We start from the raw sequence: 13,488 nt of genomic DNA, 5'->3' as shown, positions 1-13,488 counted from the left end.
GGACAGCACAAGACTGACAGCAAGGAGTCAACAGCGGCCGGGCGCGGGATGGCCACAGATCGAATGGAGTCACCCAAGTCCGCTCACTGATGCCGCACAACTGAGGCAAGGCCGTGTTTCTTTGCCGGAAAATCGTTCGACCGTTCCGGTGCGGGTCATACTCTCTGCGTCAACCTTGACCGTTCGGGCGGTCCTGGGACGGGGGCGCATATCAAATATTCCGGGACGCAAAGCGTGAAGGGCAGCCACGTATGCAGGGCACGGTCGACGGATTCAGCTACGGGGTGGTCACGCCGCTGGTGGGCTATGTGATGGCCTGCCTCGGCGGTGCTCTCGGGCTGCGCTGCACGACCCGGGCGATGCTGGTGGCCCGGTCCTGGCGGCCCGCCTGGCTGGCCCTGGGGGCGGCGGCGATCGGCTCCGGCATATGGACGATGCACTTCGTCGCCATGATGGGCTTCAGCGTCAAGGGGACGCCGATCCACTACGACAAATCGATCACCTTTGCGAGCCTCGGCCTCGCCATCGTCATGGTGGGCGTCGGGATCTTCATAGTCGGCTACCGGGGCGCCACCGGAACGGCGCTCTTCACGGGCGGTACGGTCACCGGCCTGGGCATCGCCTCGATGCACTACCTCGGCATGGCCGGCCTGCGCCTCAACGGGACCCTGGAGTACAACACGGCCACCGTGGTCGCGTCGGTCCTGATAGGGGTCGTGGCCGCCACCTCGGCTCTGTGGGCGGCCGGGCAGATCCGCGGTTTCCTGTGGAGCGTCGGGGCGAGCCTGGTCATGGGACTCGCCGTCAGCGGTATGCACTACACCGGCATGGCCGCCATGAGCGTCCACCTCCACAACACCGGTGGGACGCCCCCGGGCGAATCGCCCGCCGCTCTGCTCGCCCCCATGCTGATCGGCCCGCTGGCCTTCCTCTGCCTCGCCGCCGTCGTCGTGATGTTCGACCCCATGATGATCATCGGTAGGCCCGACCGGCTCCGGGTGGAGCACAAGCCGGGTGTCCCGGCCGACGAGGTCACCCACCACCCGAGCCGCCGCCCGCAGCTCCGCATCGGCCGCCAGTAGAGCCACCACAGCCCGCGCACTCCGCAAAATCGCTGATCAGAGCCGGTTGTCAGTGCGGGGTCGTACGGTGGATGCCATGCGGCCCGTTTCCCACATCGAACGCACGGTGGCGCCCTTCGAGGTCGTCAGCCCGTACCAGCCCAGCGGCGACCAGCCGGCGGCCATCGCCGAGCTGGCCAAGCGCGTCGAGGCCGGTGAGAAGGACGTCGTCCTCCTCGGCGCGACCGGCACCGGCAAGTCCGCCACCACCGCGTGGATGATCGAGAAGCTCCAGCGCCCCACCCTGGTGATGGCGCCGAACAAGACGTTGGCCGCCCAGCTGGCCAACGAGTTTCGCGAGCTCCTCCCGAACAACGCGGTCGAGTACTTCGTCTCGTACTACGACTACTACCAGCCCGAGGCGTACGTCCCGCAGTCGGACACCTACATCGAGAAGGACTCCTCGATCAACGAGGAGGTCGAGCGACTGCGCCACTCCGCGACCAACTCGCTGCTCACCCGCCGCGACGTCATCGTGGTCGCCTCCGTGTCCTGCATCTACGGCCTCGGTACACCGCAGGAGTACGTCGACCGAATGGTCCCGCTGCGGGTCGGCGACGAGATCGACCGCGACGAGCTGCTGCGTCGCTTCGTCGACATCCAGTACACCCGCAACGACATGGCGTTCACCCGCGGCACCTTCCGCGTCCGTGGCGACACCATCGAGATCTTCCCGGTCTACGAGGAGCTCGCCGTCCGCATCGAGATGTTCGGCGACGAGATCGAGGCGCTGTCCACGCTGCACCCGCTCACCGGCGAGATCATCAGCGACGACCAGCAGCTGTACGTCTTCCCGGCCTCTCACTACATCGCGGGTCCCGAGCGCCTGGAGCGCGCCGTCAACGACATAGAGAAGGAGCTGGCGGAGCGCCTCGCGGAGCTGGAGAAGCAGGGCAAGCTCCTGGAGGCCCAGCGGCTGCGCATGCGCACCACGTACGACATCGAGATGCTCCGCCAGATCGGCAGCTGCTCCGGCGTGGAGAACTACTCGATGCACTTCGACGGCCGCTTGCCCGGCTCTCCGCCCAACACCCTGCTCGACTACTTCCCGGACGACTTCCTCCTGGTCATCGACGAGTCGCATGTCACCGTGCCGCAGATCGGTGCCATGTACGAGGGCGACGCCTCCCGCAAGCGCACCCTCGTGGAGCACGGCTTCCGGCTGCCCTCCGCCCTGGACAACCGCCCCCTGAAGTGGGAGGAGTTCCAGGAGCGGATCGGGCAGGCCGTCTATCTGTCGGCGACCCCCGGCACGTACGAGCTGTCCCGCGGGGACGGCTTCGTCGAGCAGATCATCCGCCCCACCGGCCTTGTCGACCCGGAGGTCGTCGTCAAGCCGACCGAGGGCCAGATCGACGACCTGGTGCACGAGATCCGCAAGCGCACGGAGAAGGACGAACGCGTCCTGGTCACCACGCTCACCAAGAAGATGGCCGAGGACCTCACCGACTACTTCCTGGAGCTCGGCATCCAGGTGCGCTATCTGCACAGCGACGTCGACACCCTGCGCCGCGTCGAACTGCTGCGCGAGCTGCGCGCCGGCGAGTACGACGTCCTGGTCGGCATCAACCTGCTGCGTGAGGGCCTCGACCTGCCCGAGGTGTCCCTGGTGGCGATCCTCGACGCCGACAAGGAGGGCTTCCTGCGCTCCGGTACCTCGCTGATCCAGACCATCGGCCGCGCGGCGCGCAATGTCTCCGGCCAGGTCCATATGTACGCCGACAAGATCACCCCGGCGATGGAGCGGGCCATCGACGAGACCAACCGACGCCGGGAGAAGCAGATCGCCTACAACACGGCCAACGGCATCGACCCGCAGCCGCTGCGCAAGAAGATCAACGACATCGTCGCGCAGATCGCCCGCGAAGAGGTGGACACCGAACAGCTGCTCGGCTCCGGCTACCGCAAGCAGAAGGACGGCAAGGGAGCCAAGGCCCCTGTCCCGGCGCTGGGCGACAAGGCGGCCAAGGGTGCGAAGGCCGGCAAGGCGGCCAGGGGCAAGGCGAAGGAAGCGGTGCCGACCGATCGACCGGCGGCCGAACTCGCCGAGCAGATCGAGGAGATGACGGAGCGTATGCGTGCCGCCGCCGCGGATCTGCAGTTCGAGATCGCGGCCCGGCTGCGTGACGAGGTCTCCGAGATGAAGAAGGAACTGCGCCAGATGAGGGAGGCGGGCCTGGCCTGAACCCTGGGCCGCCGCCGGACCCCGGCATGTGCGCGAAGTGTTGCAACACCGACACAAACCGCGGGCCGGGGTTCGGCACTGTCAGCGGCGCTGCATAGGGTTTTGGACAACCGCGCACTTCGCGGCGACCGGGGACATCCGACGAGGGGACAGCAGCCGTGACCGTCAACATGACCAAGGGTCAGGCCATCAGCCTGGAGAAGAAGGACGGCGGCTCCCTGAGCGCGGTCCGCATGGGTCTTGGTTGGAAGGCGGCACCCAGGCGCGGGCTGTTCGGCTCGCGCACCCGTGAGATCGACCTGGACGCCTCGGCGGTGCTGTTCGCCGACAAGCAGCCCGTCGACGTCGTGTTCTTCCGCCATCTGGTGAGCGACGACGGCTCCGTCCGGCACACGGGCGACAACCTCGTCGGCGGCGCGGGGCAGGGCGGCGACGACGAGGCCATCCTCGTCGACCTCGCGCGCGTCCCGGTCCACATCGACCAGATCGTCTTCACCGTCAACTCCTTCACCGGCCAGACCTTCCAGGAAGTACAGAACGCCTTCTGCCGACTGGTCGACGAGACCAACGGCCAGGAACTCGCCCGCTACACGCTCGACGGCGGCGGCGAGTACACCGCCCAGATCATGGCGAAGGTGCACCGGTCCGGCTCGGGCTGGACGCTGACTGCCCTGGGCGTGCCGGCCAAGGGCCGCACCTTCCAGGACCTGGTGCCCACGATCCTGCCGGTCCTCTAGGAGAGGCCCCGCGGCGCACGACGACACGACACACAGGGGGTCATGGGCGATGGCGGCCGAGTTGGGGCGCGGGCAGAACCATCCGCTCTCGTGGAACCGCGTCGAGATCCGGATCTCGGCCGATGTGCCGGTCGTGGCCGGGGCCACCCTCGCCGACGACAGCGGCCGGGTGGGGGGCGCCGACCGGGTGGCCCATCCGGGCGCGCCCACCCTGCCCGGGATCGAGGTCTCCCGGCAGGCGGCCGCCGAACACCGGCTCGCCGTCGACCTCGACGCCCTGCCCGAGGCCGTGCACCGGGTCAGCATCCTGATCGCCCTGCCCGCCACGCCCGGCGCCCCGCTCCGCTTCGGCGCCCTCACCGCGCCGCGCGCCGCGGTCACCGGCCTCGACGGCGCCGAGGTCGTCGGCTACACCCTCGCCGGCCTGGACGCCGAATCGGCGGTCGTGGCCCTGGAGCTCTACCGCCGCCAGGGTGCCTGGAAGATCCGCGCGGTCGGCCAGGGCTACGCGGAGGGCCTCACCGCTCTCCTCGCCGACCAGGGCCTGACCGGGGCCGCCGAACTCGCCTGCGGGATCGAGGAGGCGGTGGCGCGCGGTGTGGCGCGGTCCGTCCCGGTGCGTACGGACACCAGCCGCTCCCGTCGTACGGCCGCCTCCGTCGCCCGCCCCGAGCTGTCCGGCACCGTCGCCGGGTCCCCGTACGATGTTCAGGCACCCGGGGAGGGCAGCGATGGGCCGATTCCTTCCGCCGGCCCCGGTGAACCGGGGCCGGCGTCCAGTGGCGGCCGGTCCCCGGCCTCCGAAGAACCCGCTGCCTTCGAGGAACCTGCTGTTGCCGAGGCCGCGACGCCCGCCGACGGCCCCATCGACTACACACATCCGAAGCGCCGCCAGGCGTCCCCGTCCACGGCCCCGGCGGCATCCGCCGACGGTCCCGCGCCGCCCGTCGCGGGCGATGCGGTCGGCTGGTCCATGGACGAGCGGCTGTACAACCAGGTCTGGGGCATGTTCGAGGACCTGGCCCGCTCCACCGCCGCGTACCGCAGTGCCGTAGATTTCGCCGAGTCGCGCATGGAGGAGGAACTCGACCATGTCCTCGCCGACCCCCGCAGCCGTCTGGGCTCGGCGGGCGACGCCGCACGTGAGGCGGCCCGCACCCGGCAGACCCAGCTGATCGACCAGGCCCAGGCGGTCCTCGACCGTGACCTTGCCCAGCTCGCCGCCGAGTCCGAGGTCGTCGAGCCCGCCCTCCCACCGGCGTACGCACGCTGGGACAACCCCGTCTGGCACGCCTACCGGGTACCGGCAGAGCCGCCGATGGCCGTACGACTGGGCGATCTGCACCTCGCCGAGAGCGAACCGCTGCGGATCCCAATGCTGGTCCGGCTGCCTCTGGAGCGCGGCCTGTGGATGGACAGCGGCCTCACCGCGACTCCTGACGGTGCCTTTCCCGACGCCGGTGAGCTGCGGCACCTCGCTCTGCAGACGGCGGTGGCGCTCGCGGCCCGGCTGCTCGCCGTGCATCCGGCAGGGGAGTTCGGTGTGCAGGTCATCGATCCGGCCGGTTCCGGTGCCTCCGCACTCGCCCCGCTGACGGGAGCCGGCGTACTGGCCGGGCCACCCGCGACAGGCGCGACCGGTGTGGCGGACGTGCTGGGGCGGCTGACCGAGCGCGTCGATCTGGTGCAGATGGCCGTACGCGGCGGCGCGGCCGACGCCCTGCCGCCCGGTCTGGACACCTCGCAGCACCTGCTGATCGTCAACGAATTCCCGCACGGTTTCGACGACCGGGCCGTCACCCAGCTGCGCTATCTCGCGGACGAGGGCCCGGATGTCGGTGTCCATCTCCTGCTGGTCGCCGACCGCGAGGACGCCGCCGCCTACGGACCGTTGCTCGATCCGCTGTGGCGTTCACTGATGCGACTCACACCGGTACCGGACGATCACCTGGCCGACCCGTGGGTGGGCCATGCATGGACGTATGAGCCCTGCCTCGTTCCTGCCGGCAGTCAGGTGCTCCAGCAGGTGCTCGACCAGGTCGCGATCGCTCACACCAAGCATATGTAAACACTCTGACCAGGTGTTTTGGTCTTTCTTTTGCCAATCACTTTACCTTCCTTTGGTGATTGGGGTACTGTTTTCCGTACGGAGGGGAGTACTCCCTGTCTGCTGCGGCGTACCCGTCAATACGGATCCCATCGGATCCCGGGGCGTCGGCCCGTCTCGGGTGGAAGAGACCTCCGGCAGCGACGACGCTGACTCTTTGCCGTTCACGAACCGGAGGCGCAGTGGATGTATCCGTGACCCTATGGGTCCTCACCATCGTGGGTCTGGCCGCCCTGATCGCGGTCGACTTCTTCATCGGCCGCAAGCCGCACGACGTATCCGTCAAGGAAGCCGGAATCTGGACCGTCGTCTGGATCGCCCTGGCCGGACTCTTCGGCCTCGGCCTGCTCGTCTTCTCCGGCGGTCAGCCCGCCGGCGAGTTCTTCGCGGGCTTCATCACCGAGAAGTCGCTGAGCGTCGACAACCTCTTCGTCTTCGTCCTGATCATGGCGAAGTTCGCCGTGCCCTCGCAGTACCAGCAGCGGGTGCTGCTTGTCGGCGTCCTCATAGCCCTGGTCCTGCGAGCCATGTTCATTGCCGCGGGCGCCGCGATCCTCGCCAACTTCTCGTGGGTGTTCTACCTCTTCGGAGCCTTCCTGATCTGGACCGCCTGGAAGCTGATCCAGGAGGCCCGGGCGGACGAGGAGGAAGAGGAGTTCGAGGAGAACAAGCTGCTCAAGGCCGCGGAGCGCAGGTTCGGCGTGGCCGACCGCTACCACGGCACCAAGCTGTGGATCCAGCAGAACGGCAAGCGGGTCATGACCCCGATGCTGGTCGTGATGCTCGCGATCGGTACGACCGACGTCCTGTTCGCGCTGGACTCCATCCCGGCGATCTTCGGCCTGACGCAGGACCCGTACATCGTCTTCACGGCCAACGCCTTCGCGCTGATGGGTCTACGGCAGCTGTACTTCCTCATCGGCGGACTGCTGAAGAAACTGGTCCACCTCTCCTACGGCCTGTCGATCATCCTGGGCTTCATCGGCGTCAAGCTGGTGCTGCACGCTCTGCACGAGTCCGGCGTCCATGTCCCGGAGATCAGCATCCCGGTCTCGCTCGGCGTCATCTGCGCGGTCCTGATCGTCACCACGATCACCAGCCTGCGGGCCACCAGGAAGCAGGCGGCGGCCGAGACGGCGCAGGCCAGGAGCGAAGGAGCTCCGAAGGACAGCATCGACGTCTGACGACGTCGGACGTAGGAACCACCACCCCGTCGAGCCGTGCGAAGCGCATTGCCGACCCACCGCTCCCGGTGCTTCGTTGGGTGGCGGAGCGTCCCCGGTCGGGGGCGCCGCCACCCGGTGGAGGCAACCGTGACATTCGTCCAGATCATCGACTTCGAGACCGACCGCATCGACGAGATGAAGGGCCCTGGCGGACGAGATGGGCAACGAACTCGCCGGCCATGAGGACGGCCCCACCCGCCGCCTGATCCTCAGGGACCGGAGCCGGCCCGGCCACTACCTGGGAGTGATCGAGTTCGACTCCTACGAGGAGGCCATGCGGAACAGCGAGGACTCCGAGACGAGCAAGTTCGCCGAGCAGATGGCCGCCCTGTGCACCCGCCCGCCGTCCTTCACCGACTGTGACGTCGTGGGCAGTAACCCTTCGACCGAGCACCCTCCTAGGACCGGGGGCTGTGCCGTGCCGTGCCGGCTGCAGGCCCCCGGAGTCCGAAAGGATTGGAATGCGAACCTCGTACACCTCTGCCACCATCGCTGCATGATCACTCGGCTCGGGTCGCTCACCACTCAGTGGACGTTCCTCGTGCCGGTGGTCGCGGTCGTCCTGCTCCTGTTCACCTGGGGCCGTGAGCTGCCCGGCGCGGTCGTCGCACTGGCGACCGTGGTCCTCGCCGGATCCGTCCTCGCCGCCGTCCACCACGCCGAGGTCGTCGCCCACCGGGTCGGCGAACCCTTCGGCTCCCTGGTCCTCGCCATCGCCGTGACGATCATCGAGGTCGCCCTGATCGTCACTCTCATGGTCGACGGCGGCGACAAGAGTTCCACCCTGGCCCGGGACACCGTCTTCGCCGCCGTGATGATCACCTGCAACGGCATCGTCGGCATCTGTCTCCTCGTCGCCTCCCTGCGCCACGGCACCGCGGTCTTCAACCCCGAGGGCACCGGCGCCGCCCTCGCGACCGTGGCCACCCTGGCCACGCTCAGCCTGGTCCTGCCGACCTTCACCACCAGCAGACCGGGCCCGGAGTTCTCCGGCGTCCAGCTGACCTTCGCGGCCCTGTCCTCACTGATCCTGTACGGCCTGTTCGTCGCCACCCAGACCGTGCGGCACCGCGACTACTTCCTGCCGATCACCCGGCAGGGCGAGGTGATCGACGGCGACGATCACGCCGAGGCACCCTCCGCGCGCGCCGCCTGGATCAGCGTCGGCCTGCTGGGCCTCGCCCTCGTCGGCGTCGTCGGACTGGCCAAGGGCGTGTCGCCCACGATCGAGTCCGGCGTGGAGGCGGCCGGCCTGCACCCCGCCGTCGTCGGTGTGATCATCGCCCTGCTGGTGCTGCTCCCCGAGACCATCGCCGCCCTGCGCTCCGCTCGCCGCGACCGCGTGCAGACCAGCCTCAACCTGGCGCTCGGCTCGGCCATGGCCAGCATCGGTCTGACCATCCCCGCCGTCGCCCTCGCCTCCATCTGGCTCTCCGGCCCCCTGGTCCTGGGCCTCGGCGCGACCCACATGCTGCTGCTCGCGCTCACCGTGGTGGTCAGCTCCCTCACGGTCGTGCCGGGCCGGGCCACACCGCTCCAGGGCGGCGTCCACCTGGTGCTGTTCGCCGCCTATCTGGAGCTGGCGATCAACCCCTAGGCTCCACTCATCCGGTGACCGGCTCGGCCGCCGCCACCGGCACCGGGCGCGTCTCCGGCAGCAGCGCGAAGCAGCCGAGGCTCAGCAGCGCGATGGCCGTCAGGTACGCCCCCACCGCCCACGGCACGCGCCCGCTGTGCTCCGCCAGGGCCGTCGCCGCGATCGGTGTGAGCGCGCCTCCGAAGACACCGCCGAGGTTGTAGCCGACGGCGGCGCCGGTGCAGCGCACCCGGGGTTCGTACAGCTCGGGCAGATAGGCGGCGATGACCGAGAACATGGTGATGAAGGAGACCAGCGCGCCCGTGAACCCGAGGAACATCAGCAGAGGCTCACCGGTCGCCAGCAGCGCGACCATCGGGAACATCCACAGCGCCGAGGCCGTACACCCCACCAGGCACAGCGACCGCCGTCCGTACCGGTCGCCGAGCAGGGCCATCACCGGAGTGAGCGAGCCCTTCACCACCACGGCGCCCATGATGCAGATCAGCATGACGGTACGGCTCACCCCGAGCCGGTCCGTCCCGTACGCCAGCGACCAGGTGGTCACCGCGTAGAACACCGCGTACCCGACCGCGAGCGCCCCCGCCGTCAGCAGCACCAGCCGCCAGTGATGTCGTACGACCTCGGCGATCGGCACACGCGCGTGGTCGTCGAGCTCCAGGAACCGGGGGCTCTCGGCGAGCGACGAACGCAGCCACAGCCCGCTCAGCGCCAGCGCTCCCGCCGCCCAGAACGGGACCCGCCATCCCCACTGCGCGAACTGCGCTTCCGACAGTGACGCCGACAGGGCCAGCATCACGCCGTTGGCGAGCAGAAAGCCGACGGCCGGGCCGATCTGCGGAAAGCTCGACCACAGGGCGCGCCGCCCGGGGGGCGCGTGCTCCGCGGTCAGCAGCACCGCCCCGCCCCACTCCCCGCCGAGCCCCAGCCCCTGCAGAAAGCGCAGCACGAGCAGCAGTACGGGCGCGGCGACGCCCATCGTGCCGTACGTCGGCAGACAGCCGACCGCGACCGTCGAGATGCCGGTCAGCAGCAGGGACGCGACGAGCACCGGACGTCGGCCACGCCGGTCGCCGATTTGCCCGAACAGCACCGAGCCCAGCGGCCGGGCAGCGAACCCGACGCCGAACGTTCCGAACGCCGCCAGCGTCCCGGCGAGCGGTGAGAACGTCGGGAAGAACAGCGGCCCCAGGACGAGCGCCGCGGCCGTGCTGTAGACGAAGAAGTCGTAGAACTCGATCGCGGTTCCGGCGAGCGAGGCGGCCGCCAGCCGCGGCATCGAGGAAACCTTTACGGTGCGTACATCGTGCATGTCGCGTCAACTACCCACCGTGACCGTCAGTTACGGGGGCGCACGGCGCCCTTCGCGGGCGCCTCGGCGCATCGTGATAAACCGGTCTGAGCCGCGGTCCACCCAGGGCCGCTCATCGTCCGAACGGACCGGAGGAAGCGTGCCCCGCACCCTGGCCAACGCCCCGATCATGATCCTCAACGGGCCCAACCTGAACCTGCTCGGCCAGCGCCAGCCCGAGATCTACGGCTCCGACACACTCGCCGACATCGAGGCTCTGTGCGTCAAGGCGGCGGCCGCGCACGGTGGCACCGTGGACTTCCGGCAGTCCAACCACGAGGGTGAACTGGTCGACTGGATCCACGAGGCACGCCTGAACCACTGCGGGATCGTCATCAACCCGGCCGCCTACTCGCACACCTCGGTCGCCATCCTGGATGCCCTCAACACCTGTGACGGGATGCCCGTGTTGGAGGTCCACATCTCCAACATCCACAAGCGCGAGTCGTTCCGGCACCACTCCTATGTCTCCCTGCGTGCCGACGGCGTGATCGCCGGCTGCGGTGTCCAGGGCTATGTGTTCGGCGTGGAGCGGGTGGCGGCGCTGGCCGGCGCCACGACCGCCGACGCGTGACGTCTCAGAGCCGTCCGGCCTCCACGACCCGCCGCAGGAAGCGCCGGGTGCGTTCCTGCTGCGGGTCTCCGAACACCTGCTCGGCAGTGCCGTGTTCGAGTACGACGCCGCCGTCGAGGAAGCACACCTGGTCGGCGACGTCCCGGGCGAAGCCCATCTCGTGCGTCGCCAGCACCATGGTCATGCCCTGGCCCTTCAGATCCCGGACCACGGTGAGCACCTCGCCGACCAGCTCCGGGTCGAGGGCGGCGGTGATCTCGTCGAGCAGCAGCAGCCGGGGCCGTACCGCGAGGGCGCGCACGATCGCCACCCGCTGCTGCTGACCGCCGCTCAGCCGGTCGGGGTAGGCGCCTGCCTTGCCGGCCAGCCCGAGGCGCTCCAGGAGCTCTCTGGCCCGTTCCTCGGCCTCCGCGCGGGAGACGCCGTGCACTCGCCGCGGCGCCAGGGTGATGTTGTCCAGCACGGTCATGTGCGGGAAGAGGTTGTACGCCTGGAAGACCACGCCGATACGGCGGCGCACCGCGTCCTGGTCCGCGCGCGGGTCGGTGATCTCCTCGCCGTCCAGCCAGATCGCGCCGTCGTCGATCTCCTCAAGGAGGTTGGCGCAGCGCAGCAGCGTCGACTTGCCGGAACCGGACGCGCCGATCAGCGCGGTCACCGTGTGCGGGGCGACCGCCAGGTCCACGTCCCGCAGGACCACCGAAGCGCCGAAGGTCTTGCGGACGGACTCCATGCGCAGAACAGGTGTGTCGCTCATATGGATCCTCCCTGGGCCCGCTGCCGGTCCATCCTGGCCGTCACCCAGTCCGTGAAGCGGGTCATCGGGATGGTCAGCGCCACGAAAACCAGCCCGGCGACGATGTACGGCGTGTAGTTGAGGCTGCGGCCCACGATGATGTCGGCCGCCCGTACGGCGTCGATCGCGCCGCCGATCGACACGAGACCGGTGTCCTTCTGGAGCGACACCAGGTCGTTGAGCAGCGGCGGCACCTGACGCCGTACCGCCTGCGGAAGCACGACATGGCGCAGGGCCTGCCGGTTGGTGAGGCCGAGGGAGCGGGCCGCAGCGCGCTGCGAGGGGTGGACGGACTCGATACCGGCCCGGAACACCTCGGCGACGTAGGCCGAATACGTCAGTGTGAGCGCGGTCCCGCCGAGGAGTACCGGGTCGACCGTCACACCCTGCAGACGCAGCGCCGGGACGCCCAGGACCACGATCATCAGGTTGATGATCAACGGTAGTCCGCGGAAGAAGTCGGTGTACGCCGCCGCGAGCGCCCGCAGCGGAAAGAACACCGGACCGCGCAGTGTGCGGGCGATGGCGATCAGCATGCCGAGGACCAGTACGGCGGCACCGCAGACGACCAGCAGCCGGACGTTCAGCCACAGCCCTTCGAGGACCTTCGGAAACGCCTCGCGCGCGTACTGCCCGTTGAAGAACGTCTCCTTGGTGCGCGGCCAGCCGGGCGCGTTCACGACGACCAGGTAGAGCACGGCCGCCGTGACCAGCGTCGAGAGCGCGGCGATCGCGGTGGCACGGCGGGCCCGGGCACGCTGGTAGCGCTCCCGCTCCAGTCGCCGTCCGGACGGGGCGTAGCCGTCGTCCCCGTGCGCGGGCATGCCACTCGTGCCGTCCGCGCCCTCCCGGCCTGACTCGTCCTTGATGACGGTCACTTGAGCACCGGGGCGTCGACGGCGTCGGAGAGCCACTGCTGCTCGATCTTCGCCAGCGTGCCGTCCTTGCGCAGCGTGTCGACGGCGTTCGTGACGCACGAGGTGAGCGCGCTGCCCTTGTCGAGCACCAGACCGAACTGCTCCGGCGTTCCGCCCTGGTTCTCGAACTGGCCCACGATCTTCGCGTTCGTCACCTCGGCCGAGGTGATGTAGAACGCGGTCGGGAGGTCGGTGACGATCGCGTCCACCTGGCCGTTCTTCAGCGCCGACTTGGCCTGGTCGTTCTTGGCGTACACGGCGGGCTGCTGCGACGGCTTCACCACGTCGGTGATGTAGTCGAGGCTGGTGGTGCCGACCTGGGCGCCCAGCTTCAGCCCCTTCAGACCTGCGATGCTGGTCGCCTTCGCGGCCTTGCTGTCCTTGAGCGCGATGACCGCCTGACGCACGTCGTAGTAGCCCGACGAGAAGTCGACGGCCTTCTTGCGCTCGGCGCTGATGGACACCTGGTTGATGTCGAAGTCGAAGGTCTTGACACCGGGCGCGAACGCCTTGTTAAAAGGCACGCTCTGCCAGACGACCGCGTTCTTGCCGTACCCCAGTTGCTTCGCCACGGCGTACGCGACCGCCGACTCGAAGCCGTCGCCGTTGGCCGGCTTGTCGTCCTTGAACCACGGCTCGTACGCCGGCTCGTCCGTCGCGATCGTCAGCTTGCCGGACGTCTGGGTGGCCAACTTGCCCTTGGCGCAGGTGGTTCCGGTCGACGAGGAGGACCCGCCGGAAGCCTTGTCGTCCGGCTGCGGAGCACAGCCGACAGCGGTGGCGAGCAGGGCTATGGTGGCGGCGGCGACAGCGTGGCGCAGTGCGCTCGGGGCAGGGTGCATGGCGGGAGAGTGACAGCGAACACCGCGTATGTCCA

Annotated in this window: 11 protein-coding genes; 7 read left to right on the top strand and 4 right to left on the bottom strand. The window is 69.1% G+C overall.

Annotated elements, in window-relative coordinates; all coding sequences use genetic code 11:
• Positions 1-251 precede the first annotated feature (251 nt).
• The 6 genes from ABTY98_RS32250 to ABTY98_RS32225 all read left to right on the top strand — a co-directional run bounded on the left by ABTY98_RS32250 (position 252) and on the right by ABTY98_RS32225 (position 8,973).
• Positions 252-1,082: an MHYT domain-containing protein gene (locus ABTY98_RS32250; RefSeq protein ID WP_352224597.1), complete on the top strand. Its 831-nt coding sequence runs from the start codon at positions 252-254 to the stop codon at positions 1,080-1,082.
• A 76-nt stretch (positions 1,083-1,158) separates the two neighbouring features.
• Positions 1,159-3,306, top strand: coding sequence for an excinuclease ABC subunit UvrB (uvrB, locus tag ABTY98_RS32245; RefSeq protein ID WP_352224596.1), 2,148 nt, complete (start codon positions 1,159-1,161; stop codon positions 3,304-3,306).
• A gap of 158 nt (positions 3,307-3,464) precedes the next feature.
• Complete coding sequence (locus ABTY98_RS32240) at positions 3,465-4,043, top strand: TerD family protein (protein ID WP_352224595.1); 579 nt, start codon at positions 3,465-3,467, stop codon at positions 4,041-4,043.
• A 49-nt stretch (positions 4,044-4,092) separates the two neighbouring features.
• Positions 4,093-6,111 (top strand): TerD family protein, encoded by a 2,019-nt coding sequence (locus ABTY98_RS32235; RefSeq protein ID WP_352224594.1) that lies wholly within the window; start codon positions 4,093-4,095, stop codon positions 6,109-6,111.
• A 221-nt stretch (positions 6,112-6,332) separates the two neighbouring features.
• Entirely contained in the window at positions 6,333-7,334 is a 1,002-nt protein-coding gene (locus tag ABTY98_RS32230; RefSeq protein ID WP_352224593.1) for a TerC family protein, read from the top strand.
• Positions 7,335-7,872: 538 nt separating this feature from the next.
• The gene (locus tag ABTY98_RS32225) at positions 7,873-8,973 is read left to right on the top strand and encodes a calcium:cation antiporter (protein WP_352224632.1); all 1,101 of its coding nucleotides are present in this window, start codon (positions 7,873-7,875) and stop codon (positions 8,971-8,973) included.
• Positions 8,974-8,980: 7 nt separating this feature from the next.
• Here the strand turns inward: ABTY98_RS32225 and ABTY98_RS32220 are convergent, their stop codons facing one another.
• Positions 8,981-10,252, bottom strand: coding sequence for an MFS transporter (locus tag ABTY98_RS32220; protein WP_352224592.1), 1,272 nt, complete (start codon positions 10,250-10,252; stop codon positions 8,981-8,983).
• Between the two features lie 172 nt (positions 10,253-10,424).
• On the opposite strand from ABTY98_RS32220, the gene aroQ reads away from it, so the two are divergent.
• Positions 10,425-10,898, top strand: a complete 474-nt coding sequence (aroQ, locus tag ABTY98_RS32215) for a type II 3-dehydroquinate dehydratase (RefSeq protein ID WP_352224591.1) — start codon at positions 10,425-10,427, stop codon at positions 10,896-10,898.
• Between the two features lie 4 nt (positions 10,899-10,902).
• On the opposite strand, the gene ABTY98_RS32210 is transcribed toward aroQ, so the two are convergent.
• Genes ABTY98_RS32210 through ABTY98_RS32200 form a run of 3 tightly spaced genes read right to left on the bottom strand, consistent with a single transcriptional unit; the run spans position 10,903 to position 13,453 of the window.
• On the bottom strand, positions 10,903-11,655 hold the full coding sequence (locus tag ABTY98_RS32210) for an amino acid ABC transporter ATP-binding protein (RefSeq protein WP_352224590.1): 753 nt from the start codon (positions 11,653-11,655) through the stop codon (positions 10,903-10,905).
• Entirely contained in the window at positions 11,652-12,572 is a 921-nt protein-coding gene (locus tag ABTY98_RS32205) for an amino acid ABC transporter permease (RefSeq protein WP_352224589.1), read from the bottom strand. The genes ABTY98_RS32210 and ABTY98_RS32205 overlap by 4 nt, the downstream gene beginning before the upstream one ends.
• Positions 12,569-13,453 (bottom strand): ABC transporter substrate-binding protein, encoded by an 885-nt coding sequence (locus ABTY98_RS32200; RefSeq protein ID WP_352224588.1) that lies wholly within the window; start codon positions 13,451-13,453, stop codon positions 12,569-12,571. The genes ABTY98_RS32205 and ABTY98_RS32200 overlap by 4 nt, the downstream gene beginning before the upstream one ends.
• Between the last annotated feature and the right edge of the window lie 35 nt (positions 13,454-13,488).

The organism is Streptomyces sp. NPDC096040 (assembly GCF_040303265.1).
GTDB lineage: Bacteria > Actinomycetota > Actinomycetes > Streptomycetales > Streptomycetaceae > Streptomyces.
Note: the sequence above shows the minus strand (reverse complement) of the source record. Positions and strands in the feature narration are given on the sequence as shown.